The sequence below is a fragment of the Roseateles sp. genome, from assembly GCF_044373315.1.
Classification (GTDB): domain Bacteria; phylum Pseudomonadota; class Gammaproteobacteria; order Burkholderiales; family Burkholderiaceae_C; genus JACDQM01.
In genome coordinates this window covers 70827-94688 of the sequence record NZ_JBILQK010000004.1, presented here as the reverse complement: position 1 = coordinate 94688, position 23862 = coordinate 70827, and the positions used below count along the sequence as shown (strand labels likewise).

Here is a 23862-nt window from a genome sequence, read left to right as displayed (position 1 = left end):
GCCCGGCCCTGCTCAGCGCGCTGGCCGTGCCTCTTGCATGCGCACCCAGCGCAGCTCGATCGAGTCACTGGGCCATTGCACCGCGCTAACTTTTTTGCTCATCGCCCAGTTCAGTGTGCGGCGGTACAGCGGGATGTAGGGCAGGTCCTCGGCAGCCAGGCGTAGCACGGTGCTGACCATCGCGCGGCGGCGGGTCAGGTCGGGCTCGGTGCGGATCTGGTCGATCAGCACGTCCAGCTTCGGGTTGCTGTAGCGCCCGGCGTTGAAGGTGCCCAGGCCGCTGCGGTCATGGCTGCGCAGCAGCGCGTTCAGTGAAGCCCAGGCGTCGGGTATGGGCGTCCAGCCGTACTCGACAAAGCTGGCCGTGCCCTGGCTGAGCTTGGGGAAGAACTGGTTGGTGGGGCTGCTGCGCAGCGTGGTCTTGATGCCGACCTGGGTCAGCATGGCGCTCATGGCCTGGCAGGTGTTCTCGCGCCAGGCCACGTTGACGCAGTCCAGCGTCACGCTGAAGCCGTTCGGATAACCGGCCTCGGCCAGCAGCGCGCGCGCCCTGGCCGGGTCGTAGGGCAGGCGCCGGTCCAGCTCGGCCGGGCTGCCGTCCACCAGGGTCGACAGGAAGGCGCCGGTGGGCGTGCCCTGGCCGCGCAGCACCTTGTCGATGATCAGCGGCATATTGATGGCGTGATAGACGGCGCGGCGCACGCGCAGGTCCTTGAAGGGGTTCTTGCCCTTCACATCGCTGAACTCCAGCTCCTCGCGCGCGTGGTCGAAGGTCAGGTATTGCTGGCCGATGTCGGGCATCTGCAGCAGCGTGATGCGCGGGTCGGCCTTGAGCCGGTTGACATCCTGGAAGGGCGGGTCCAGCACCAGGTCCACCTCGCCCGAGGCCAGCGCGGCCAGACGGGTCGCATCGCTCTTGATCGGCACGAAGCGCACCTCTTGCAGATTGCCGTGGCGCTTGGCATCGGCCCAGCCCCACCAGCTGGCATGGCGCTTGAGCTGCAGCGCCACGTCGGGCTGGTAGCTGTCCAGCCGGAACGGGCCGGTGCCCATGGCATTGCGCACGGTGTAGGTTTCCTGCTTGCCGTTGAAGTCCTGCGCGCGCATCACGCCATGGCGCTCGCTCCAGGCCTTGCTCATCATGCCGATGAAGGGCAGCTTCTCGGGCAGCACCGCATCGGGCGCTTCCAGCTGGATTTCGATCGTGCGTTCATCGATCTTCTTGACCGCCTTCACGCCCTTGAGCTGGAAGGCGCGTTGCGAGGGCGGGGCCAGCGTGCGCTCCAGCGAGAACACCGCATCGTCGGCGGTGAAGGGGCTGCCGTCATGGAACTTGACGCCCTGGCGCAGCGTGAAACGCCAGCTGGTGGGGCTGTTCATCTGCCAGGCGGTGGCCAGTGCGGGCTCCAGCTGGTACTTCTCGTCGCGGCCCACCAGGGATTCATAGACCTGGAACGCCACCCGCGTGTGATACAGCAGGGCCAGCGCATGCGGGTCCATCGTCTGCGGGTCGAAGGCGCTGGCGATGCGCAGGGTCTGGGCCTGGGCCGTGGGCAGGGCCAGCAGCGCAGCAGCCAGCAGGGTGCCGCTCAGGCGGCGCAGGGTGCGGGTGCACAGGGCATGGACAACAGCAGCGGTCATGAGGGCTGACTCCGGGCAGCAGCGGTGGGCGCAGTGTAGGGAGGCGCCGCCGTCGCGGGCTCGGGTCTTGCCCGGGGGCGCAGGCCGGTCAGCGGCCCTGCGGCATCAGCCGCCACGCAGCAGCTTCAGCGCATGCGGCAGCGACTGCGCCTGCGGCACCCAGTGGTCCAGTGTTGCGCCCAGCAGCACACCGCACAGCAGCATCGCCAGCGCGGCCTTCCAGGTGTGGCTGAAGGCGTGCCTGAGCCAGCCTTCGCGGCGGCGGCGCCAGGCAAAGCCGCCGGCCAGGCCGGCCAGCGCCACCTCCAGCACCACCGCCATCAGCACATCCACGCCGAACAAGGCGAACACGCCCAGGCCCAGCATTGTCATCATTAGCGCGCCGATGGCCAGCACCACCAGCAGCGGCACGATCACCACCGCGCCTTCGTCGGCGCCGTCCAGCGCCTTGGCGCCGATCTTCAGCGTGTGGCTGGCTACTTCGGTGGCGATCTCGCCTGCGCCTTCGCCGGCATCGGCAAAGCTGGCGGTGGCGCCGCCGCCGCCGAAGTCGCCGCCACCGCCGGCCTCGAAGCGCGGCAATGGGGCGCTGCTGCCTCCGCCGCGCGGCAGCGGCAGATCCGGCAGCAGATCCAGCGCATCCGCGGCATCAGGGCCGGCGTCTTCATTGCTCAGCAAATAGCCGGCCCACAGGCGCAGCAGGCCCAGGTAGATCAGATAGGCCAGCGGCAGCGCCATTGCATAGCGCAGCGCCAGCGACTCGATGCCGGCTAGGCGCAGCAGCAGGCCGGTGCCCATCAGGCCAGCCAGCGTCAGCAAGGCGATCAGCGAGACATGCAGGCGCAGCCAGCGCTGCTGCTTCAGACGGGCGCGGGTCTGTTCGACGAAGGTACGCTCGCGGCGCGCCAGCGCGGACGGAGTGGATGGGTTCATGGCTGAAGGCTCCCTGGCTGGCGCATCGTGGGCTGCGCCTTGCGCACGACTGTAATGCCGGCGTGCGCCTGTCCGGGCATGGGCGTGCTACAACCCCCGCTCGCGCCGCCGCTGTCGGGCGGGCGCCTGGAGTGCATATCTCATGGAATTCTCTGTCTGGCTGGCGTTCTTCGCGGCGTCCTGGGCCATCAGCCTCTCACCCGGCGCTGGCGCCATCGCGGCGATGAGCTCGGGCCTGAACCACGGCTTCCGCCGCGGCTACTTCACCACCTTCGGCCTGGTGCTGGGCATCCTGACCCAGATCCTGCTGGTCGGCCTGGGCCTGGGCGCGCTGATCGCCACCTCTTCGCTGGGCTTTGCAATCATCAAGTGGGCCGGCGTGGCCTATCTGGTGTGGCTGGGCGTGCAGCAGTGGCGCGCGCCGGCCAAGCCCATGGTGGCCTCCAATCTGGATGCCAGCGTGGTGACGCGGCGCCAGCTGGTGTTGCGCGGCTGGGTGATCAATGCGCTGAATCCCAAGGGCACGGTCTTCATCCTGGCCGTGGTGCCGCAGTTTCTGGACCTCAAGCAGAGCCTGCTGACGCAATACCTGGTGATCGGCGCCACGCTGTGCTTCACCGATCTGGTGGTGATGGCTGGCTACACCGCGCTGGCCGCGCGCGTGCTGAGCGCGCTGCGCTCCGAGCGCCAGATCCGCCTGCTGAACCGCAGCTTCGGCTCGCTGTTTGTCGCCGCCGGCCTGCTGCTGGCCACGTTCAAGCGCGCGGCCTGAGCCCGCTGTCTTTACTGATAGGCGGGCCGCCTGCGGGCGGCCCGATTCTTTGATGCCTTCTGCTTCCCAACAACGCTGGCTGTTCTGGCTGCCCACTCTGATCTGGGCCAGCACCTGGCACGTCATCCTCTACCAGCTCGACAGCGCGGTGCCGGTGCTCAATTCGGTGGCCTGGCGTTTTGCGCTGGCGGCCTTGATGCTGGCCGCCCTGGCGCGCTGGCGCGGCGAGGCGCTGCTGGCGCTGCCGCGCTCGGCCCATGTGCTGATGCTGGCCACCGGCATCGTGCAGTACAGCGGCAACTACTGGTCGGTCTACGAGGCCGAGCGTCACATTCCCAGCGGCCTGGTGGCTGTGCTCTTCTCGCTGATGGTGTTCGGCAATGCGCTGTCGGGCCGGCTGTTCTTCGGCCAGTCGGTGACGCGGCGCTTTCTGCTGGCCTCGGCCGGCGCGGTGGCCGGCGTGGCGATGATCTTCTGGCCCGAGATCGCCGCCACCGGCGCGCGGCCGAACGCGCTGCTGGGCCTGGGCTTGGGCCTGCTGGCGGTGCTGTGCGCCTGCATCGGCAATGTGCTGACTTTGACGCTGACCCGGCGCAATCTTGCACTGGTGCCAGTGCTGGCCTGGAGCATGGGCTATGGCGCGCTCTTCCTCACGCTGGCCTCGCTCGCCAGCGGCGCCGGGCTGCACTTCGACGCGCGGCCCAGCTATCTGCTCTCGCTGCTCTACCTGTCGGTGTTCGGCTCGGTGGTGGCCTTCGTGCTGTATTTCAAGCTGGCCCAGGCGCAAGGCGCGGCGCGTGCGGCGCTCACCGGTGTGGTGATCCCGGTCATCGCGCTGCTGATCTCGGCGCTGTTCGAGGGCTGGCAGCCCACAGCGCTGTCGCTCAGCGGCATGGGCCTGAGCCTGATCAGCCTGTTTGTCGCTACTCGCCCGAGCGCACCCGCCCCCGCCCGGCCTTGACGCCGCTGCGCAGCGACTTGCCTTGCAAGCGGCGCTGCTGCGAGCCATAGGTCGGCTTGGTCGCCTTGCGGGGTTTGGGCGTGTGGGCCACGCTCTGCACCAGCTCGACCAGGCGCGCGATGGCGTCGGCGCGGTTGCGCTCCTGGCTTCGGTGCTCCTGGGCCTTGATGACGACAACGCCATCGCTGCTGATGCGCTGGTCGGAGAGCTGCAGCAGGCGCTGCTGGATCACCTCGGGCAGGCTGGACGCACGGATGTCGAAGCGCAGATGCGCGGCGGTCGAGACCTTGTTGACGTTCTGGCCGCCGGCACCCTGGGCGCGCACGAAGCTGAAGTCCAGCTCCGCCTCGCTGGGCAGCCAGTCCAGCCGCATCAGGATGACGACGGCGACGCGGCTTCGGGCGCGCGCAGCTGGCGGTGGCGCTGCTCCAGCTCCTGGCGCAGCTCGCGCCGCACCTTGGCGGCCGCCCAGCGGCGCTGCTCGTCGGGCGTGGCGGGCTTGAGCGGCGGCACGGCCACAGGCTTGCCGGCGTCGTCCACCGCCACCATGGTGAAGAAGCAGCTGTTGGCATGCCGCACGACTTGGCTGCGGATGTTCTCGGCCACCACCTTGATGCCGATCTCCATCGAGCTGCTGCCGGTGAAGTTGACCGAGGCCAGCAAGCTGACCAGCTCGCCCACATGGATGGGCTGGCGGAACATCACCTGGTCGACCGACAGCGTCACCACATAGCGCCCGGCATAGCGGCTGGCGCAGGCATAGGCGGCCTGGTCGAGCAGCTTCAGTATGGTGCCGCCGTGCACATTGCCGGAGAAGTTGGCCATGTCGGGCGTCATCAGCACCGTCATGCTGAGCTGGTGGGCGGGCAGGTCCATGGCGTGCTCTGGTTTTCCGTGTGTGATCAGTCGACCGTGCTGACCGGCACGCGCCGCGCCAGCGCGCACATCAGCTCATAGCCGATGGTGCCGGCCGAGCGCGCCACCGCGTCGATGGGCAGATGGCGGCCGCGCGGCCCCTGGCCCCACAGCGTCACTTCGCTGCCGAAGCGGACCTCGGGCAGATCGGTCAGGTCGACGCTCAGCATGTCCATCGAGACGCGGCCCACCGTCGTGGTCGCCAGGCCGTCCACCAGCACCGGCGTGCCGGTGGGGGCGTGGCGCGGATAGCCGTCGGCATAGCCGCAGGCGACGATGCCGATGCGCATCGGCTTGTCGGCGGTAAAGCTGGAGCCATAGCCGACGGTGTCGCCCGGCTGCAGGTTCTGCGTGGCGATGATCCTGGAGCGCAGCGTCATCGCCGGGCGCAGATCCCAGTGGGCGTCGTCGTGTTCAGGGAAGTCGGGCACGCCGCCGTAGCTCATGATGCCGGCGCGCACCCAGTCGCTGCGCACGCGGGTCGCATGGCGCAGCGTGGCGGCGCTGTTGGCCAGGCTGCGCTCGCCGGGCAGGTCGGCGGTGAGCTCGTCGAACAGCGCCAGCTGATGGGCGATGCCGTCCTGGCCGAAGCGCTGCGCGTCGGCGTCGGAGAAATGCGTCATCAGCGAAATCTCGTCCACCTGGGGCAGGGCGTTGAGGCGGTTCCAGGCGCCGCGGAAGGCAGCCGGCGCAAAGCCCAGGCGGTTCATGCCGCTGTTGAGCTTCAGAAAGACACGGTGCGGCTCGTGCGTCTTGTGCATCGCCAGCCAGTCGATCTGCTGCTCGCAGTGCACCGCATGCCAGAGCTTGAGGCGTGAGCAGAGTTCCAGATCACGAGCCTCGAAGCAGCCTTCCAGCAGCAGGATAGGGCCGCGCCAGTCGAGCTTGCGCAGGCGCTGCGCCTCGTCCAGGTCCAGCAGCGCGAAGCCGTCGGCGGCACGCAGGCCTTCAAAGGCGCGCTCGATGCCATGGCCGTAGGCGTCGGCCTTGACGACGGCCCAGACCTTGGCGTCCGGGGCACTTTCGCGCGCGCGCGCCAGGTTGTGGGCCAGGGCAGTGGTGTGGATCAGGGCTTCAATCGGACGTGGCATGGCATGGATTGTGTCATCCGCCCCAGGCGCGGGCGGCCATGAAAGCACTGCATGCTATAAACCCGCCGCAGCTCGTGCCCGCTCCGGGCGCCGGTCCTGATCCTTTTCCGCCAACCCGCCGCCGATGAGCCGCAGTACCCCGCAGGGCAGATGAAAAAAGGTTTCTACACCATCATGGCGGCGCAGTTCTTCAGCTCGCTGGCTGATAACGCGCTGTTCGTCGCTGCGGTCGAATTGCTGCGCACCTCGGGTGAACCGGAATGGCAGCGCGCCGCCCTGGTGCCGATGTTCGCGCTGTTCTATGTGCTGCTCGCGCCCTTCGTCGGCGCCTTCGCGGATGCGGTGCCCAAAGGGCGGGTGATGTTCGTCTCCAACAGCATCAAGGTGGTGGGCTGCCTGCTGATGCTGTTCGGCAGCCATCCCTTGCTGGCCTATGCCATCGTCGGCCTCGGCGCCGCGGCCTACTCGCCGGCCAAGTACGGCATCCTCACCGAGCTGCTGCCGCCTTCGCAGCTGGTCAAGGCGAATGGCTGGATCGAAGGCCTGACCATTGGTTCCATCATTCTGGGCGTGCTCTTGGGCGGACAGCTGGTGGGTGCGCATGTCGCGCCCTTCCTGCTGGGCCTGGACCTGCCGATGATCGACACCGGCATCGATACCGCACCCGAGGCGGCGATCGCCAGCCTGGTCGGCTTGTATGTGGTGGCGGCGCTGTTCAATCTGCGCATTCCGCGCACCGATGCGGCGCTGCAGCCGCTGGACGGCGGCGTGGTCGGCCTGGTGCGCGATTTCATGTCCTGCAATTCGCGCCTGTGGCAGGACAAGCTGGGCCAGATCTCGCTGGCCACCACCACGCTGTTCTGGGGTGTTTCGGGCAATCTGCGCTACATCGTGCTGGCCTGGGCCGCTGCGGCGCTGGGCTATGGCACCACCCAGGCCTCCAGCCTGGTCGGCGTGGTGGCCATCGGCACCGCGGTCGGCGCGGTGGTGGCCTCGATGTACATGCGGCTGGACAAAGCCACCAGCGTGATCCCGCTGGGCATCGCGATGGGCCTGTTGGTGATCCTGATGAACGTGATCAGCAATGTCTGGGTCGCCGCGCCCTTCCTGATCATGCTGGGGGCCATCGGCGGCTTCCTGGTGGTGCCGATGAATGCACTGCTGCAGCACCGCGGTCACAACCTGATGGGCGCGGGCCGCTCCATCGCCGTGCAGAACTTCAACGAGCAGGCCTGCATCCTGGGCTTGGGCGCGCTCTACGCCGGCCTGACCAAGTTCGGCATGTCGGCCTTTGGCGCGATCAGCATCTTCGGCGTGGTGGTGGCGGGCACGATGTGGCTGATCCAGCGCTGGCACCGCAATAACTGCGTGCGGCACCCCGAAGAGTTGGGGCGCCTGCTGAAACTGGCGCGCTCCGACCACCACTGAGGCGGCTGGTGAAGGCCAAGGCCGCTGGCCTTGGCACTGTGCTCGGTCCGGCCTCAGCCGCTGCGCTTGCAGGCGCAGCGTCCTTCGGCAGGCGTCGCACAGTGCGTCTGCACTGTGCTCGGTCCGGCCTCAGTTCTTCTTCTTGCCGGCGCCGGGCACCGGGCCGCGCAGCACCGCCTCGATATGCTCGCTCCAGGCCCGGCCGATCTTCAGCGAGCCGCTGTGGTTGAGGTGGATTTCGTTGTGCCAGTCGCCACTGATGCCGGTACTGCCGGGTGTGGCCAGCGCCAGTGGCACGGCGGTTGAGTCGAACACCTTCAGGCCGGGGAAGTTGACCGGGTCGGCCGCCAGGCTCTTCAGCAACTGGGCCAGGTGCACCACCATCAGCCGGCTGACGGCGGCCCAGTCGGCGGCGGGAATCGCATAGGCCTTGAAGGCCGGATACAGCCAGGGGCCGGATTCCGGTGCGCCGGCCGGGCGCGGCATCGGCACCGCATAGCAGTGCATGAAGACCGGCTTGCCGCGTGAAGGCCCCTGGTCGCGCAGGCTCAGCAGATGGCTGATGTTGCTGCGCAGATAGGCGGCATAGGTCTGCCAGCCTGGCTCCGAGAAGTAGCGCGCCACACCGGCGGAGGGCGGCCCCCATTCAGTCTGGTGGCGCAGCAGGCGCAGGTGCAGCGGGGTCAGGTCTTGCTGATTGGGCGCGGGCGGATGGGCAGGCACCTTGGCAGCGTCGATCAGGTCGTTGCCGCCGACCGACAGCAGCACACCGTCCCAGACTGGGGCGTCGTCAGCGCTGAGCAGCCTGACGAAATCTGGCGCGGCTTCCAGGTCGACCATATGCTCCAGCGCGTCGCCCTGGCCGGCGCAGTTGACCGCCATGACGGGCTGCGCGAACACCAGTTCCTGCAGCAGGTTGGCGTGTGCACTGAGCTTAGCCGCGGCGGTGGAGAACCACGAATCGCCTTGTGCCAGCAGGCGCCAGCGGTAGGTCTCCAGGGAAGGCGCCGAGGCTGACTGCAAGTCTTGCGGCGTGTAGCAGACCAAGTGATTCAAGAGAGAGCCCCCATCGGTGATGCGTGGTTCGATCAAGACTGCTGCAGTCCAGCAGCGCGCGGCAGGCCGATTGGAATGCCAAGTCCGGCCGTTTCGCCATGCTATAAACCCTGGGCATTGTGAGCCGGCAATGTCACAGGTCCGCGTCAGTTTCTGACACCTTGTTGCGGCCGGCCAACCACCCCCATCGATCCCTCTTGCAGGCCTGTTTGGCCGGTCTTTTTACGCGCCCGCCGGCCGTGCCAGGGCGCTGCCGCAGCCCATGGCCTATCTCGCGCTTGCCTTCAACGCCCTGGTCTGGGGACTGTCCTGGTGGCCGTTCCGGCAGTTTCATGCCGCGGGCCTGCACCCCTTGTGGACCACGGCACTGCTGTACAGCCTGTCCTTGCTGGTGATCGCCGTGAGCTCGCGCGGCGCGCTGGCCGAGCTGCGCCGCAGCCCTGCGCTGTGGGTGGTGATGCTGGCGGCCGGCACCAGCAACACCTGCTTCAACTGGGGCGTGGCCACCGGTGATGTGGTGCGGGTGGTGCTGCTGTTCTATCTGATGCCGCTGTGGGCGGTGCTGCTGGCCCGGCTGATTCTGGGCGAGCAGCTCACCGCGCTGGCCCTGGGGCGCATGGCCTTGGCGCTGGCCGGGGCGGCCACCGTGCTGTGGCCCGAAGGCGGCGGCGTGCCGCTGCCGAGCAGCCTGCCGGACTGGCTGGGCGTGGCGGGCGGGTTTGCCTTTGCGCTCAACAACGTGATGCTGCGGCGCGAGGCCGCGCGCGATGCACGCGCCCGGGCGCTGGCCATGTTCAGCGGCGGCGCCATCGTGGCTGGCCTGGCTGCGCTAGCGCTGTCGTCCAGCGGCCTGAGTGCCTGGCCCAGCCTGCCGGGCTGGCTCTGGGCCATTCCGGTGGCTGCTGTGGCACTGCTGTTCTTCCTCTCCAATCTGTCCCTGCAATATGGGGCAGCGCGTCTGCCGGCCAATGTGACTGCGGTGATCATGCTGATCGAGGTGCCGGCCGCGGCGATCTCGGCGCTGTGGCTGGGCGGTGGCAGCCTGGACGGCAAGACCGCCATCGGTGGCCTGTGCATTCTGGCTGCCGCGTTGCTGGCAACCCTTGAGCGACGTCCGAGCGGCCATTGAGCTAGCATCCGGCGCCTGACAAGGACGGACACCATGAGCCAAAGCATCTACGATTTCAGCGCCATCTCCATCGACGGCAAGCCCGCTGATCTGGCGGCACAGCGTGGCAAGGTCATGCTGATCGTCAACACCGCCAGCGCCTGCGGCTTCACGCCGCAGTTCAAGGGCCTGGAGCAGCTCTGGCAGGACTACCGCGAGCAGGGCCTGGTGGTGATCGGCTTCCCCAGCAACGAATTCGGCGGCCAGGACCCGGGCAGCAACGAGGAGATCGCCTCCTTCTGCGAGATGAACTACGGCGTCAGCTTCCCGATGATGGCCAAGGTCAAGGTCAACGGTGCCGAGGCGCACCCGCTGTGGCAGTGGCTCAAGTCCGAAAAGTCGGGCTTCCTCGGCACCGAGGGCATCAAGTGGAACTTCAGCAAGTTCCTGGTGGGCCGCGACGGCCAGGTGCTCAAGCGCTACGCGCCGACCGATGCGCCCGAGAAGCTGCGCAAGGACATCGAGGCGGCGCTCAAGGCCTGATCCATCCGCAGCACCTCTCAGGCGCGCACCCACAGCCGCCCGTAGCTATGCCGCAGGCGGCCTTCGCCCACCGCCTGGCGCAGCAGCTGGTTGATGGTCTGGCGCGAGACATTGGCCAGCGCCGCCAGTTCCGCCTGCGTGGCGGCCAGGGCCAGCCACCCCTCTGCATCCGGCTCGCCCTCGGCACGCTCGCGGCGCAACTGGGCGAGCGCCAGCTGCATGCGCTCGGCCGCGCCGCTGTGGCGCGAGGCCTCCAGCAGATGCAAGGTGCCGTCATAACGCCGTGACAACTCGGCCAGCATAGCGCGGGCGAAGCCCGGCACCTCGTCCATCAGGTAGCGATAGGCCTCGGGGCCGAACACCCACAGCCGGCTGGCCTTGCTGGCCAGCGCCTCGTAGCGCGAAGGCAGGCCGGCGGCGAAGGCCGAGAGGCCGAAGAAGCTCGGCGGCTGCACATACTCCAGCACCGACACGCTGCCGTCCGGCGCGCCGAAGCGGGTCTCGATCTCGCCGCGTTGCACCGCATAGAAGGCCTGCACCGGCTGGCCTTGGGCAAACAGCACGCCGCCGCGTCGCAGCGAGCGCTGGGCCACCAGCGCAGCCAGCGCCTGCAGCGCGGCGGGCTTGAGCGCCAGCTGCGCGAAATTGGCCTGCAGCAGCCGCTGCAGCTCGGCCGCTTTGCTGTCGTCGCCCATGCGCGTCGCTCTGTCAATGTCGTGTGCCTGACATTCTGCCCGGCGCTTCGCCCTTAGGCTGGCGCCATGCAGATCAATCACGCAAGCCTTCCGGGCGCGGCCGACAGCGCAGCGCTGCGGACCTGGGCCGCCCAGTACCGCCGCTTTGCCGAGCAGGAATGCACCGACGATCCGCTCTACGTGGCGATCTGCCGGGCCATCGCCGACACGCCTGAACTGCTGGCGCTGATGCAGCATGCGCCCGGCCAGCAGGCGCGGCCCAATCTGCTGCTGGCGGCGCTGCATGAGCGGCTGCTGGTGGGTGTGCCGCATGCGCTGGCGAGCTACTACCCCAGCTGCGGCGGCAGCCGCGCGCCGGATGCCGAGTTGCCGGCCCTGCTGCTGGACTTTGCGAGCCAGGAGCAGCCAGCGCTGATCGCGCATCTGCGCGGGCGCGCCACCCAGACCAATGAGGTCGGGCGCTGTGTCGTGCTTTGGCCGGCGCTGAATCACATCGCCCGCTGGCGCGACGCCGACCGTCTGGCGCTGTTCGACTTCGGCTGCAGCGCAGGCTTGAACCTGGGTGTGGAGGAATATCGTTATGACTACGGCGTCTTCCAGCACGGCGCGCCAACGCCTGCACCCCTTTTGATCGCGTGCGAGTGGCGCGGCGATGCGCCAGCGCCCAGGGCAGCACCCTGGCGCCTCGTGGCGCGCCAGGGCGTGGATCTGGCGCCAGTCGATGTGCAGGACCCGGCGGCGGTGCGCTGGTTGCAGGCCTGCCTGTGGCCGCATGACCGCGTGCGCGCCGAGCGGTTGGCGCAGGCCGTGAGCTTGGCGCGCAAAGCCGCGTATCCACTGCGCCAGGCGGCGGATGGCCTGGCCGTGCTCGAGCAGTGGCTGGCTGAGTTGCCGGCAGGCGTCCAGCCAGTGTTGCTCAACTCCTGGGTGCTGGCCTATTTCGACGCGCCGACGCTGGCTCTGCACCGCGAGCGCGTGGCCGGCTTGATGCGCCGGCATGGTTTGCTGTGGCTCAGCGCCGAGGCCCTGGCTCTGCGGCCGCCAGCCTTGGCCCAGCCGCCGTTGCCGCAGGACTACCAGCCGGGATCAAGCAGCCTGTGGACCCTGCAATGGGCCGATGCCGGTGGCGCGCTGCAGCAGCAGGCGCTGGCCTGGTCGCATCCGCACGGCCGCTGGCTGCAGTGGCTGGCGCTGCCGCCCTGATCGTCCGTAGCGGTGGGCGCTGTGCGTTCGAACCTGGGTCAATCCAGGGTGGTCGGCCCGCCGCTGCCGGCTAGCATCGAGGCGTCACCATCATCGATGCGAGGCTTGTCGCCATGTCCCACCTTTCGTTTCATCGGCCGCGCCGTCTGGCGCTCGGGCTGCTGTCGGCCTTTGCCCTGACGCTGCCGCTGCTGGCCCAGGCCCAGGCGCCGAGCCTGGAGACCTTGCGCGGCCTGGCCGCACAGGAGAAGCCGGCCCTGTTGAAGACCATGAAGGAGCTGGTGGAGATCGAGTCCGGCAGTTCGGACCGCGAGGGCCTGGACCGCATCGCCGCCTATATCAGCGCGCGGCTGCAGTCCTTGGGCGGCAAGGTCGAGCTGATCGAGCCGCCGGCGGCCGATCACTACAAGATGTTCGACACGCCCGAGAAGCCGGGGCGCATCGTCAGGGCCAGTTTTACGGGCCGCGGGAGCAAGAAGATCCTGTTGCTGGCGCATATGGACACGGTCTATCCGCGCGGCATGCTGGCGCAGCAGCCCTTCCGCGTTGAGGGCGATAAGGCCTATGGTCTGGGCATCGCCGACGACAAGCAGGGCGTGGCCGTGATCCTGCATACCGTGGCCCTGCTGCGTACGCTCAATGTGCAGGACTACGGCCTGCTGACGGTGCTGATCAATGGCGACGAGGAGATCAGTTCGCCGGCCTCGCGCAACACGATCACTCGCCTGGGCGGCGAACATGATGTGGTGCTGTCCTACGAGGGCGGCGGCGGTCCGGCCGGGCCCGACAGCCTGCGCCTGGCCACCAGCGGCATTGCCGCGGCCAACCTGCTGGTGAAGGGCCGCGCCTCGCATGCTGGCGCAGCGCCGGAGCGCGGCGTCAACTCGCTGTACGAGCTGGCGCACCAGGTTCTGCAGGCGCGCGACCTGTCCGACCGCAGCGTCGGCCGCCAGGTGCACTGGACGCTGGCACGCGCCGGCATCGTGCGAAACATGATCCCGCCGGCGGCCGAGGCTTCGGCCGACATCCGCGTCGACCGGGTGGCCGACTTCGACGGCATCGAGGCCACGCTGCGCGAGCGCATCAAGAACCGTCTGCTGCCAGAGTCCGAGGTGACGCTCAACTTCGAGCGCCGCCGTCCGCCGCTGCAGGCCACCGATGCCTCGCGCGCGCTGGGGGCGCATGTCAGCGCGCTGGCCCGGGAGCAGGGCATGAACCTGGTGGTGCGCGACACGCCCAGTGGCGGCGGCACCGACGCCGCCTTTGCCGCACTGGCCACCAAGGCGCCGGTGCTGGAAGGCCTGGGCCTGCGCGGCTTTGGTGCCCACACCACCGATGCCGAGTTCGTGCAGATCGACTCCATCGAGCCCAAGCTGGTGCTCAATCTGCGTCTGATCCTGGACATCGCACAGGGGCGTGCCCGCTGGTGATCCTGGGCAGCTGGAATGGGGCGTCGCGAGCGTGGCGCGGATAATGGGCGCCAACACTTGTTCAGCCCCGGAGACACCCCCATGTTCCAGCATGTTGACGCCTATGCCGGCGACCCGATCCTGAGCCTCAACGAGGCTTTCCAAAAGGACCCGCGGCCCGGCAAGATCAATCTCTCGATCGGCATCTACTTCGATGACGATGGCCGTATCCCGATGCTGGATTCGGTCCGCCAGGCGGAGCTGCAGGTGGTCGCCCAAGCCGGTGCGCGGCCCTATCTGCCGATGGAGGGCGCGGCCAACTTCCGCAGCGCGGTGCAGGGCCTGCTGTTCGGCGCCGAGCATCCGGCGCTGAAGGAAGGCCGGATCGCCACCATCCAGGGCGTGGGCTCCAGTGGCGGCCTCAAGGTTGGCGCCGACTTCCTGAAGCGCTACTTCCCCGACAGCGCCATCTATGTGTCCGACCCGACCTGGGACAACCACCGCGCGGTGTTTGAAGGTTCGGGCATCGAGGTCAAGACCTATCCCTATTACGACCCCAAGACCGGCGGCCTGCGCTTTGCCGAGATGCTGGCCTTCATGCGCAGCCTGCCCAGCAAGAGCGTGGTGCTGCTGCATGCCTGCTGCCACAACCCCACCGGCGTCGACCTGACCCCGATGCAGTGGGATGAGCTGATCCCGGTGCTGCAGGAACGCGAGCTGCTGCCCTTCCTGGATCTGGCCTACCAGGGCTATGGCGATGGCATCGAGGCCGACGCCTTCGCGGTGCGCGCGTTGCTGGACGCGGGCCTGTCCTTCTTCATCGCCAACAGCTTCTCCAAGAGCATGAGCTTGTACGGCGAGCGCTGCGGCGCGTTGTCGGTCGTGTGCCCGGATGCCGCGCAGGCGGCCAATGTGCTGGGCCAGCTGAAGTTCGTGATCCGCCGCAACTACAGCAACCCGCCGATGCATGGTGGCCAGATCGTTGCGCGCGTGCTGAGCGATCCGCAGCTGCGCATGCTGTGGGAAGGCGAAGTGGAAGAAATGCGCGAGCGCATCCTGTCCATGCGCAACACGCTGTTCGACGTGCTGTCGGCCAAGCTGCCGGGGCGCGACTTCCGCTACTTCCTGACCCAGCGCGGCATGTTCAGCTACACCGGCCTGACGCCGGCCCAGGTCGACCGGCTCAAGGACGAGTTCGGTGTCTATCTGGTGCGCTCGGGCCGCATGTGCGTGGCCGGGCTGAACAGCAAGAACGTCGAGGCCACGGCCAGCGCGATGGCGGCGGTTCTCGCCTAAGGCATAGGGCTCCTTTGGCCGGCCGTCGGCGAGACACCGCCGGCGCCCGTGCCGTCCAATCCAGCGCAGGCGGGATTGGAGCCACGGCACTCTCTCCCCCGGGGGGACCGGCTTGGGGCGGCCCGGCGCTCGGCCCGTGAGCTTCCCGCCGCATGTGCCAAAGTTATACGAAGCGCCTTTGCATTCATTGGCTCAAGGGTGCGCCAGTCCGTACCCTGCCGGAACTTTGGAAGTCCATGAGTCTGGATGAAGCACATTGTTGTCATTGGTGCGGGCGTCGTCGGCCTGACTACCGCCTGGGCCCTGCTTGAGAGAGGCCATCGCGTCACCCTGCTGGAGCGCGAAAGCGCCATCGCGGGCGGCGCCAGCCGTGCCAACGGTGGCCAGCTGAGCTATCGCTATGTCTCGCCGCTGGCGGATGCCGGCGTGCCCGTGAAGGCGCTGCGCTGGCTGCTCGATCCTGATGGGCCGCTGCGCTTCAAGCCCGAGGCGCGCTGGCATCAATGGCGCTGGATGCTCGACTTTCTGCGCGCCTGCCGCGCCCCGGTCAATGCCCGCACCACGGCCCGCCTGCTGGAGCTGGGGGCGCTGAGCCAGTCGGCCTTCGCCGAGCTGTGCCGCAGTGCCGGCATCGATGCTGGCGCCAGCGCTTTGCGTGCGCCCGGCAAGCTGGTGGTCTACCGCAAGCCGGCCGAGTTTGCGCGTGTGGCAGCACGGACCCGCGCCCTGGGCACCGACTCGCCCGAGCAGGCATTGAGCCATCAGGAATGTGTGGCGCTGGAACCGGCCTTGGCGCACAGCGACGCTCAGCTGGCCGGCGGCATCTTCACCGCGGGTGAGGCGGTGGCCGATTGCCACGCGGTGTGCCTGCAGCTGGCCGAGCGCCTGCGCAGCCATGGCGGCCTGGCCGGCATCGTGCAGAGCGAGGCACGCGGCTTCGTGCTCTCGCAGGGCCAGGCCGTCGCGCTGAAGACCGATCAGGCAGAGATCGCTGCCGATGGCTTCGTGCTCGCCGCCGGCCTGCAGAGCCGCGGCCTGGGCAAGAGCGTGGGCCTGAACCTGCCGATCTATCCGCTCAAGGGCTACAGCCTGACGGCGCCGATCAGCGCGCAGCACCGACCGCCCGAGGTCAGCGTGACCGACTTCGAGCGCAAGGTGCTGTATGCTCGCATCGGCGATCAGCTGCGCGTGGCCGCGATGGTGGATCTTGTGGGCGACGACCCTTGTATCGATCCGCGCCGCATTGCCTCGCTGCAGCGCGCGGTGCGGGCCATGTTCCCCCAGGCTGCCGACTATGACCACGCAGCCAACTGGGCCGGCCTGCGACCGGCCACGCCCAGCGGTGCGCCGCTGCTGGGTGCCACGCCGGTGGGCAATCTGTGGCTCAACGTCGGCCATGGCGCGCTCGGCTTCACCTTCTCCTTCGCCTCGGCCCGCATCGTGGCCGAGCTGATCTCGGGCCGTGCCAGCCCGATGAAGCTGGAAGGCCTGCAGCTGGCCGCGGCCTGAGCCATGAGCTTCGATGCGCAGACTCTGGCCCAGGCGCTGCGGCACGCCGTGCTGGCCCAGCGCTTCGAGCAGACCGAGGACAGCCTGTGCGGCGGCACTGCCATCGAGCACTTCCCCAGCATCGATCTGGCGGTGGCCGCCTTCCCGGAGGGCGCTGCGCCCGTGTTCGCCAATGTGCTGTTCTCGCGCGAGCACCCGCAGGGCCTGGTGGCTCAACTGGGGGCCGATGCCGGCTCTCCCCGCAATCTGAGCTATCTGGCCGATCAGCAGGATGCCCAGGGCCGCTCCATCGCCTGGCTGCCGGGTGCTGACTGGTCGCAGCTGAAGTGGCAGCCGCTGTGCGGGCAGGGCGGGCATCAGTTTGTGTCGCCTTATCCCGCCTCGCTGATCAAGCTGATGGTGCTGGTGGGCGTGGCGCGCCTGGTCGACGCCGGCCGCAGCGACTGGGGCAAGGCCGTGGCGTTTGAAGGCCGTCGGCGCGCGCTGCGCGACTGGGCCTTCGACATGACCGTGATCAGCTGCAACCGCTCGACCTCCGCCCTGGTGGCCCTGCTGCACAGCTGCGGCGCCATCCGGCGCGAAGGGCAGCTGGAACTGCACAACGAACTGCACGACTGTTTCCGCGCCTATGGGCTGCCGGGCCTGCGACTGGCCCACACCCGCCCCGATGGCGGCTGGGGCAATGCGGCGGGTGCCGGTGTCGGCTGTTTGCACATGACTGCGTGGGACGCGCTACGCCTGCTGTGGCTGCTGGACCGCGCCGCGCCGCCGCCGCCCTGGCTGCCTGCGGGCACACCGCCGCTGTTGTCGGCCGCCAGCCAGAGCGAGCTGCTGTATTGCCTGCAGGAGCAGGGCCTGCATGAAATCCTCTCCAGCAGCGTGCTGGCCGGTCTGCCAAACTGGGTGCCGGGCCTGCCGGCGCGGCTGCCGCTGCGCTGGCTCGGGCGGGATGGCGGCGCGCAGGTCGGGCCGCACCGCTTCCCGGGCGATCTCTCGGCACAGACCGGGCTGGAACTGGCGTTTGCCCACAAGACCGGCAACACCGAGAACTACGGCGCCGATGCCGGCATCGTGCGCGGCATCACGCCGCTGAACCGGCACTACCTGATTGCCTTTACCAGCAATCTGGGCCGCCGCTATGTGACGCAGCCGGGCTGCGTCAGCAACTGGCGGCTGCCGGCGCTGGGTGCGGCCATCGATGCGCATCTCTGTCGACTGATGCCCCCCTGATCCTCCTCCTGATGCCCTGATGTCGCGCTGAGCGGGTTCGGCCGCAGCGCCTGGGCAGCGCATGCGGCCTGCCAGGCGGCGATGCGAGCCTGTCCGGGCCTGTGGCGTGTCCGCCCCGGTCCCCGGCCGGACGCCCGGGTCGGGGACGGGAAGGGTTATGCTGAGCCAAGCCCTAGCAGGCTGGGATGGACACCCGACCCGCGCACTGGGGAGCGTGAATGCCCGTTTTCGCGAGTTCCCTGCGTCAACTGCTTGTGCGGCACAGTGGGCAGCTGCGCCGACCGACCGTGGCGCTGATCAGCAGCATGGCCTGCCTCGTGGTGATGATCGCGCTGTTTGCCGCGTTCACGCTCAGCAACTCGCATCAGCAGAACCTGCAAGAAAACGCAGACGCGACGCGGAATCTGGCGACCTTGGTCTACACCGATGTGCAGCAGTCCATCGGCGGGGTGGACCGGGTCGTTCAGGTCAGCGCCAGGCTGCTGGAGGGTGAGCCGGAGCTGATCACTGCCAGCGGGCGCTTTCTCGAGGATTTCGTCGAGCGTCAGAAGCATCTGCGTCCGGAGATCGCCGGGATCTATCTGACGGACCCTCGTGGCCTCATCGTGTTTCCGCGCCAGCCGCCGGCGGCCAGCCCTTGGAGCGTCGCCGATCAGCCCTACTTCCAGCATCTGCGATCAGTGCCGGACACTGGCGTGGCCATTGCCGCGCCGGCCGACGCGCGTTTCGGCAGTGAGCCGATGATTGTGTTGGCCCGAGCCTTCAAGGACCGGCACGGCAGCCTTGCAGGAACCGTCATTGCGACCTTGCCAACCAGTCGATACCACCGGCAGATGGCCGGTTTGCGACTGCGCTCCGGCGATGTGTTTGCCTTGTTTGACAAGGACCGGCAGTTGGTCTTCCGATTCCCGCTGCCGAACCCAAGCGAGTCGCTCGTGGGCGGCGTCTGGAGCGCGCCCACACCCTTGGGCCAGATGCTGGACCAGGGCCTGCGCCAAGGCATGTTTCGCGCTTTGTCGCCATCGGAGGGTGTCGACCGCATGTCGGCGTTCCAGCTCTTTGACCACTTGCCGCTGGGCTTGCTGGTGCAGGTCAGCACCACGGAGCAGATGCAGGCCTGGCGCAGCGAGCTGAACCGGACAGCCGTTCTGGTGCTCGCTTTCGTGGCCTTTGTTGCGCTGCTGACCGGGATGATTCTGAAGTCATGGAAGCGTCAGACCGAGGAACGCAGGCTGACCGACATCATCATCGACTCATCGCCGGTCGCCATCTACACCCGCGACCCGCAGGGCCGTGTCACCCAGTGGAACGCGGCCAGCGAAGCGCTGTTCGGCTGGTCTGCTGCAGAGTCGCTGGCCAGGCCCTTGCGCGGCTTCTCTGAGCAGCAGCAGCAGGAGTCGCGAGCATTGCAGCAACGCGTCCTCGCCGGCGAAACGATCCATGGGCTGGAGTTGACGCGCTTGAGGAAGGACGGCGCCCTGGTGGAGCTCAGCGCCACGATGGCGCCGCTGCAGGACAGCGAGGGGCGCGTGATGGGCGTGGTCTCCATCGCAACCGACATTTCAGAGCGGCGTCGCGCGGAGTCGCGCGTCGAGCACCTGGCCTATCACGATGTGCTCACCGGTCTGCCCAACCGTGCCCTGCTGAAGGACCGCTTCGCGCAAGCCGCCGATCTGGCGAGTCGCAGCCAGACCATGCTGGCCCTGGTCTTCATGGACCTGGACAACTTCAAGACGATCAACGACTCGCTCGGCCATGCGGTCGGCGATCAGCTGCTGCTGCAGCTGAGTGAGCGTCTGATCGGCTGTGTCCGCAGCAGCGACACCGTCTGTCGCCACGGCGGAGACGAGTTCCTGATGCTGCTGCAGAACCTGGCTGACGTCGAAGCGGTCTCAGCCACGATCGAGAAGGTTCAGGCGCAGGTGCGGAGGCCCTTTGTGGTGGACGGACATGAGCTGAGCTGCTCGCTGTCCATGGGCGTTGCGATGTTCCCGGCGGATGGCACGGACTTCGAAGCCTTGCTCAGGGAAGCGGACATCGCGATGTACCAGGCCAAGGATGGCGGCAAGGACATGGCGCGCTTCTTCGACCCGACTATGGACGTGCAGGCGCATGACCATCTGCTGATCCGCAACGGCTTGCGCACGGCGCTGGAGCAGCAGCACTTTGAGCTGCACTACCAGCCGCAGTTCGACCTGGACAATGGGCAGCTGACAGGCGTCGAGGCCTTGATCCGCTGGCGCCACCCCGAGCAGGGCCTGATCGCGCCGGGCCGCTTCATCCCGGTGGCGGAAGACAGTGGCTTGATCGTGCCCATCGGCGCCTGGGTCTTGCGTGAGGCCTGCCGACAAGCTGTCGCCTGGCGCGATGCGGGGCTCCCACCCATGACGGTTGCCGTCAACCTGTCGGCCATCCAATTCAAGCGTGGCCAGGTGGAGTGCGCGGTCAACGAGGCACTTCAGGCCAGCGGACTGGCGCCCGGCTGGCTGGAGCTGGAGCTCACCGAGTCCACCTTGATCCAGGATTCGGAGACCGTGCTGGCGTCGGTGATGCGGCTGAAGGCCATGGGCGTGCAGATTTCCATCGATGACTTCGGCACCGGCTACTCAAGCTTTGCATACCTGAAGCGTTTTGCGGTCGACAAGCTGAAGATCGATCAGAGCTTTGTCCGCAGCATCATGAGCGACAAGGATGACGCAGCCATCGTGCAGGCCATCATCAGCATGGCCAGGAGCCTGGGCGTCAAGTCGATCGCCGAGGGCATCGAAACCGGTGCTGTGGCGGACTGCCTGAAGGCGATGGGCTGCGACGAAGCACAGGGCTACTTCTTCGCCCGTCCGATGCCGGCGGCAGCCTTCGAGGCCTTCGCCAGCCACTACAGCAGCGGCCGGCCTGCTGCAGACCCGGACGCAGACCCGCACAGCAAGAAGCCCCGCCAGCTTGCGCCGGGCGGGGCTTGATCAGCCCGTTGGGCTGAGGGCTTGAGCGCGCTTACTTGAAGCTGTAGCTCAGCGAAGCGGTGTACGAGCGGCCGCGCGGGTCGGCCACACGCGGATCCCACGAGCTGCCGGCACCGGTGTCGGAGTCATAGGCGGCCGAGAACGGCGGATCCTGATTGAAGATGTTCTTCACGCCGAAGGTCATCGTCAGGTTCTTGATGCCGCGGTAGGTGGCCGAGACGTGGTGCAGCACATAAGGCTTCACATTCGGGTTCCACTCCGCCGGCTTGATCAGACCAGCAGCCACGCCTGGCAGCGCATAGTCCTTGTAGCCGGAGCGGTAGACCTGGGTCAGCCGGCCGGTCCAGTCGCCCTGGCTGACTTCCATGAAGGCGGTGTGCTTCCAGCGCAGACCCAGATCATTGGAGCGGCTGAACACGCCGATTTCGCTGCTGCCGAAGGGCTGGTTGGCGATCAGGCGCGACTTTTTCTTCAGCAGGTAGGCCACGTCGGCGCCCAGCGTCAGCTTCTTGCCATCGGCGGTCGTGTTGTAGCGGGTGCCGAACTCCAGGCCCGAGGTCTGGGTTTCGCCGGCATTGATCCAGCGCTGATCAATGGTCACCAAATTGCCCGCGCCATCGCGGATGAAGCGGTCGCTGAACAGTGCGTAGTTGTTGACCAAGCTGGTCAAGGTGAGTGCCTGGATGGTGCCGTCGCGCTGCACTGTCCACCAGTCGAGGTTGGCGATCAGGTTGGGCATGGGCTGCCAGACGATGCCCAGCGTGGCCTGCTTGGACTCCTCGGGGCCGAGATTGGACTTGCCGCCGAACAGCGTAGTCGGGGTGATCGACTCGCAGCCAGGCTTGGTCGGATCGACCTTAAGCGTTGGGCACTTGGCCGGATCGACCAGGTCCTTGCCGCTGTAGGCTGACTCGCTGACGCCGAAGAACACCTGGTTGAAGGTCGGCACGCGGAAGCCGGTGCTGTAGGAGCCGCGCAGCAGCACATCCTTGCTTGCCGTGAAGCGCGCCGAGACCTTGGGGTTCACGGTGCTGCCGAAGCCGGTGTAGTCGTCGCGGCGCAGCGCGCCGGTCAGCTCCAGGCTCTTGGTGACGGGTACCAGCAACTCGCCGTACACCGCTTTCACATCACGGCTGACAGGCTTGGGCAGCAGATTGGTGTTGTCGAAAGGCGCCAGGAAGATCGGCGTCTGCGTGGTGCGCTCGTCGCCACGGAACTGGAAGGTCTCGCGGCGCAGGTCCAAACCGACGGCGGCCATCACATCACCGGCTGGCAGCTTGTAGACCGGGCCGGAGGCCGAGGCATCGGCCTGCTTGAGCGTGAACTTGCCGCCATACAGCGTGGTGCCGGCAGCCGACTGCGCGGCCAGCGCGGCCAGTGCGGCGTCGGTCTGCTTCTGGCCCGGCAGTACGAAGGGGTTGAGCGTGCCGGCCTTGATCAGATCCATCAGGCCGGTGGTGTAGTAGTAGCCGCCGCCCAGCTCGCTCTGGGACTCGCTGTAGGCGCTCGACACGCCGGCCTTGTAGTCCCAGCTGCCCCAGCTGCCCTCCAGGCCCAGCATCGCGCGGCCGGTGTCCGAGGTGGTCGAGATCTCGCGGTTGCCACAATCAATGCAGCGCCAGCGGAAGGCGATCGGCGCGCCATAGTTGCCTGCGATGCTGGGGAAAACCTTGGCGATCTCGTTGAAGACGGAGTCGTAGGAGCTGCCCGTCCGCGGGTACAACACGTTGAACGTGGCGCTGGTGCTCAGGGCGCTGGTCGAAATCTGGTAGTGCGAGAAGCGCTTCTCCGACTCGGAGCGGCCGCGGATGAACTCACCGATCAGCAGGTTGTTGTCCCCCAGCTTCATCGTGCCGCGCAGCACCAGATTGGTGTTCTTCACCGGCTGCTGCAGCACCGCAGCACGGCCGGTGTCGTAGGCGCAGGCCCATTTGGCCGAGGCGACGTTCCACAGCACCTCGTCATAAGCACCGCCGCCATCCATGGCGCCGCATCCAGCCTGGCCGGGCAGGTCGAGCACGTTGATGCCGCCGCCCATCTGCTGCGTCGTGCCCGGTTGGATCGGGCCGGCGCTGGAACCCACCCGGTTCAGGATGGTGTTGAAGCCACTCACCGGGAAGACCGTCGCGTAGGGCGTGCCACGGGTATCGACCGACAGGCCGCGGTTGGGCTGGAAGGTGTTGACGAAACCGCGCTGGTCGCCACGCAGGGCCTTGGAGTCGCTGAGCATCAAGGTGCCCAGCAGGTTGAAGCCGTTGGTCTCCAGATTGCCCAGGCCGCCCACCAGCGAGGTGCGCGAGATATTGCCGCCGCCGCCTTCAGTGGCGTCGACAAAGGTGCTGACCTGCAGGCCGGTGTAATCGCGGCGCAGGATGAAGTTGATCACGCCGCCGATGGCGTCGGTGCCGTAGATGGCCGAGGCGCCGTCCTTCAGCACTTCAACCCGCTCGACGGCTGCGAACGGAATCTGGTTCAGGTCGACCGAGCCGCCATTCAGGCCGTGCGAGGCGATGCGGCGGCCGTTCAGCAGCACCAGCGTCGAGCTTGAACCCTGGCCGCGCAGATTGGCCGAGGAGCTGCCGTTGTTGCCGCGGGCCGAGCCGGCCGCCACGTCGGCGTTGGAGGCCAGGTTGTCCATGCCGTTGCCGTTGATGTTCAGGTCGGCGATCAACTGCTCGACCGTGACGATGCCCGACTTCTCCATCTCGGCACGGGAGATGACCTGCACCGGCAGCGCACCCTCGGCGGCGATGCGCTTGATGCTCGAGCCCGTGATCTCGACACGCTCGACCTTCTGTGTCGGTGTAGTGCTCTGCTGTGCCAGCGCGACGCCTGCAAGTTGGGTGCTCAGGCCGATGAGGGCCAGGCTGCGGGCAAGGGTGGTGAGTTTCACGGTGCTTCTCCTGCGGTAGGTCGGGTGTGGCGCGGCTGGCGCCCCAACGATTGGATGATCTGAATCGGCTTTTCTGTTGCCGTTCATCATCCAGCACGTGGCGTGCCGAACGGGATAGGGCGGTCACCCATTTGTTGCGTCGGGCACGATGAATGCTTGTCGCGTCCGTATAACCTGGCGGAATGTGAAGGGCCTGCCGCCCGATCGGCTCGCATAAAG

19 protein-coding genes are annotated in these 23862 nt (G+C 67.7%); 11 read left to right on the top strand and 8 right to left on the bottom strand.

Annotated elements, in window-relative coordinates:
* Nucleotides 1-12: 12 nt before the first annotated feature.
* Nucleotides 13-1641 carry an ABC transporter substrate-binding protein gene (locus tag ACIQ67_RS02145; protein ID WP_397532703.1) on the bottom strand — a complete coding sequence of 543 codons (1629 nt, stop codon included), beginning with the start codon at nt 1639-1641 and terminating at the stop codon, nt 13-15.
* 105 nt (nt 1642-1746) lie between these two features.
* On the bottom strand, nt 1747-2574 hold the full coding sequence (locus ACIQ67_RS02140; protein WP_397532702.1) for a hypothetical protein: 828 nt from the start codon (nt 2572-2574) through the stop codon (nt 1747-1749).
* Between the two features lie 142 nt (nt 2575-2716).
* Here ACIQ67_RS02140 and ACIQ67_RS02135 point away from each other — a divergent pair, with 142 nt between their 5' ends.
* Nucleotides 2717-3346: a LysE family transporter gene (locus tag ACIQ67_RS02135; protein ID WP_397532701.1), complete on the top strand. Its 630-nt coding sequence runs from the start codon at nt 2717-2719 to the stop codon at nt 3344-3346.
* A 52-nt stretch (nt 3347-3398) separates the two neighbouring features.
* Complete coding sequence (locus tag ACIQ67_RS02130) at nt 3399-4307, top strand: DMT family transporter (protein WP_397532700.1); 909 nt, start codon at nt 3399-3401, stop codon at nt 4305-4307.
* Here the strand turns inward: ACIQ67_RS02130 and arfB are convergent.
* The 3 genes from arfB to alr are packed head-to-tail and all read right to left on the bottom strand — an operon-like array spanning nt 4270 to nt 6313.
* Nucleotides 4270-4680, bottom strand: a complete 411-nt coding sequence (gene arfB, locus ACIQ67_RS02125) for an alternative ribosome rescue aminoacyl-tRNA hydrolase ArfB (protein ID WP_397532699.1) — start codon at nt 4678-4680, stop codon at nt 4270-4272. The two genes, ACIQ67_RS02130 and arfB, sit on opposite strands and share 38 nt — an antisense overlap.
* On the bottom strand, nt 4680-5183 hold the full coding sequence (locus ACIQ67_RS02120) for an acyl-CoA thioesterase (RefSeq protein WP_397532698.1): 504 nt from the start codon (nt 5181-5183) through the stop codon (nt 4680-4682). Before ACIQ67_RS02120 ends, arfB begins: the two co-directional genes overlap by 1 nt.
* A gap of 26 nt (nt 5184-5209) precedes the next feature.
* Nucleotides 5210-6313, bottom strand: coding sequence for an alanine racemase (alr, locus tag ACIQ67_RS02115; protein WP_397532697.1), 1104 nt, complete (start codon nt 6311-6313; stop codon nt 5210-5212).
* A 150-nt stretch (nt 6314-6463) separates the two neighbouring features.
* Between alr and lplT the strand changes: the two genes are divergently transcribed.
* Nucleotides 6464-7741: a lysophospholipid transporter LplT gene (gene lplT / locus ACIQ67_RS02110; protein ID WP_397532696.1), complete on the top strand. Its 1278-nt coding sequence runs from the start codon at nt 6464-6466 to the stop codon at nt 7739-7741.
* A 129-nt stretch (nt 7742-7870) separates the two neighbouring features.
* On the opposite strand, the gene ACIQ67_RS02105 is transcribed toward lplT, so the two are convergent.
* Nucleotides 7871-8797: a hypothetical protein gene (locus ACIQ67_RS02105; protein ID WP_397532695.1), complete on the bottom strand. Its 927-nt coding sequence runs from the start codon at nt 8795-8797 to the stop codon at nt 7871-7873.
* Between the two features lie 262 nt (nt 8798-9059).
* On the opposite strand from ACIQ67_RS02105, the gene ACIQ67_RS02100 reads away from it, so the two are divergent.
* Together ACIQ67_RS02100 and ACIQ67_RS02095 are read left to right on the top strand one after the other, a co-directional pair.
* The gene (locus tag ACIQ67_RS02100) at nt 9060-9926 is read left to right on the top strand and encodes a DMT family transporter (RefSeq protein ID WP_397532694.1); all 867 of its coding nucleotides are present in this window, start codon (nt 9060-9062) and stop codon (nt 9924-9926) included.
* 33 nt (nt 9927-9959) lie between these two features.
* Complete coding sequence (locus tag ACIQ67_RS02095; RefSeq protein ID WP_397532693.1) at nt 9960-10448, top strand: glutathione peroxidase; 489 nt, start codon at nt 9960-9962, stop codon at nt 10446-10448.
* 17 nt (nt 10449-10465) lie between these two features.
* Here ACIQ67_RS02095 and ACIQ67_RS02090 read toward each other — a convergent pair whose 3' ends face one another.
* Nucleotides 10466-11143, bottom strand: a complete 678-nt coding sequence (locus ACIQ67_RS02090) for a Crp/Fnr family transcriptional regulator (protein WP_397532692.1) — start codon at nt 11141-11143, stop codon at nt 10466-10468.
* 66 nt (nt 11144-11209) lie between these two features.
* On the opposite strand from ACIQ67_RS02090, the gene ACIQ67_RS02085 reads away from it, so the two are divergent.
* From ACIQ67_RS02085 to ACIQ67_RS02060, 6 genes are all read left to right on the top strand, one after another.
* Nucleotides 11210-12346 (top strand): DUF2332 domain-containing protein, encoded by a 1137-nt coding sequence (locus tag ACIQ67_RS02085; protein ID WP_397532691.1) that lies wholly within the window; start codon nt 11210-11212, stop codon nt 12344-12346.
* A gap of 113 nt (nt 12347-12459) precedes the next feature.
* The gene (locus ACIQ67_RS02080; RefSeq protein WP_397532690.1) at nt 12460-13776 is read left to right on the top strand and encodes a glutamate carboxypeptidase; all 1317 of its coding nucleotides are present in this window, start codon (nt 12460-12462) and stop codon (nt 13774-13776) included.
* Nucleotides 13777-13857: 81 nt separating this feature from the next.
* Nucleotides 13858-15051 carry an aromatic amino acid transaminase gene (locus ACIQ67_RS02075; protein WP_397532689.1) on the top strand — a complete coding sequence of 398 codons (1194 nt, stop codon included), beginning with the start codon at nt 13858-13860 and terminating at the stop codon, nt 15049-15051.
* A gap of 246 nt (nt 15052-15297) precedes the next feature.
* On the top strand, nt 15298-16560 hold the full coding sequence (locus ACIQ67_RS02070; protein ID WP_397532688.1) for a D-amino acid dehydrogenase: 1263 nt from the start codon (nt 15298-15300) through the stop codon (nt 16558-16560).
* Nucleotides 16561-16563: 3 nt separating this feature from the next.
* The gene (locus tag ACIQ67_RS02065) at nt 16564-17790 is read left to right on the top strand and encodes a hypothetical protein (RefSeq protein ID WP_397532687.1); all 1227 of its coding nucleotides are present in this window, start codon (nt 16564-16566) and stop codon (nt 17788-17790) included.
* A 218-nt stretch (nt 17791-18008) separates the two neighbouring features.
* Nucleotides 18009-20750 (top strand): EAL domain-containing protein, encoded by a 2742-nt coding sequence (locus ACIQ67_RS02060; RefSeq protein WP_397532686.1) that lies wholly within the window; start codon nt 18009-18011, stop codon nt 20748-20750.
* Between the two features lie 31 nt (nt 20751-20781).
* Here the strand turns inward: ACIQ67_RS02060 and ACIQ67_RS02055 are convergent, their stop codons facing one another.
* Nucleotides 20782-23643 carry a TonB-dependent receptor domain-containing protein gene (locus ACIQ67_RS02055; protein ID WP_397532685.1) on the bottom strand — a complete coding sequence of 954 codons (2862 nt, stop codon included), beginning with the start codon at nt 23641-23643 and terminating at the stop codon, nt 20782-20784.
* Between the last annotated feature and the right edge of the window lie 219 nt (nt 23644-23862).

Bases quoted from the DNA above. Each gene is read 5' to 3' on its own strand.
- ACIQ67_RS02065 (WP_397532687.1), top strand. From the start codon at position 16,564: ATGAGCTTCGATGCGCAGACTCTGGCCCAGGCGCTGCGGCACGCCGTG.
- ACIQ67_RS02135 (WP_397532701.1), top strand. From the start codon at position 2,717: ATGGAATTCTCTGTCTGGCTGGCGTTCTTCGCGGCGTCCTGGGCCATC.
- ACIQ67_RS02075 (WP_397532689.1), top strand. From the start codon at position 13,858: ATGTTCCAGCATGTTGACGCCTATGCCGGCGACCCGATCCTGAGCCTC.
- ACIQ67_RS02095 (WP_397532693.1), top strand. From the start codon at position 9,960: ATGAGCCAAAGCATCTACGATTTCAGCGCCATCTCCATCGACGGCAAG.
- ACIQ67_RS02130 (WP_397532700.1), top strand. From the start codon at position 3,399: ATGCCTTCTGCTTCCCAACAACGCTGGCTGTTCTGGCTGCCCACTCTG.
- ACIQ67_RS02070 (WP_397532688.1), top strand. From the start codon at position 15,298: ATGAAGCACATTGTTGTCATTGGTGCGGGCGTCGTCGGCCTGACTACC.
- ACIQ67_RS02145 (WP_397532703.1), bottom strand. From the start codon at position 1,641: ATGACCGCTGCTGTTGTCCATGCCCTGTGCACCCGCACCCTGCGCCGC.
- alr (WP_397532697.1), bottom strand. From the start codon at position 6,313: ATGCCACGTCCGATTGAAGCCCTGATCCACACCACTGCCCTGGCCCAC.
- ACIQ67_RS02100 (WP_397532694.1), top strand. From the start codon at position 9,060: ATGGCCTATCTCGCGCTTGCCTTCAACGCCCTGGTCTGGGGACTGTCC.
- ACIQ67_RS02120 (WP_397532698.1), bottom strand. From the start codon at position 5,183: ATGGACCTGCCCGCCCACCAGCTCAGCATGACGGTGCTGATGACGCCC.
- ACIQ67_RS02060 (WP_397532686.1), top strand. From the start codon at position 18,009: ATGCCCGTTTTCGCGAGTTCCCTGCGTCAACTGCTTGTGCGGCACAGT.
- arfB (WP_397532699.1), bottom strand. From the start codon at position 4,680: ATGCGGCTGGACTGGCTGCCCAGCGAGGCGGAGCTGGACTTCAGCTTC.
- ACIQ67_RS02140 (WP_397532702.1), bottom strand. From the start codon at position 2,574: ATGAACCCATCCACTCCGTCCGCGCTGGCGCGCCGCGAGCGTACCTTC.
- ACIQ67_RS02085 (WP_397532691.1), top strand. From the start codon at position 11,210: ATGCAGATCAATCACGCAAGCCTTCCGGGCGCGGCCGACAGCGCAGCG.
- ACIQ67_RS02090 (WP_397532692.1), bottom strand. From the start codon at position 11,143: ATGGGCGACGACAGCAAAGCGGCCGAGCTGCAGCGGCTGCTGCAGGCC.
- ACIQ67_RS02080 (WP_397532690.1), top strand. From the start codon at position 12,460: ATGTCCCACCTTTCGTTTCATCGGCCGCGCCGTCTGGCGCTCGGGCTG.
- lplT (WP_397532696.1), top strand. From the start codon at position 6,464: ATGAAAAAAGGTTTCTACACCATCATGGCGGCGCAGTTCTTCAGCTCG.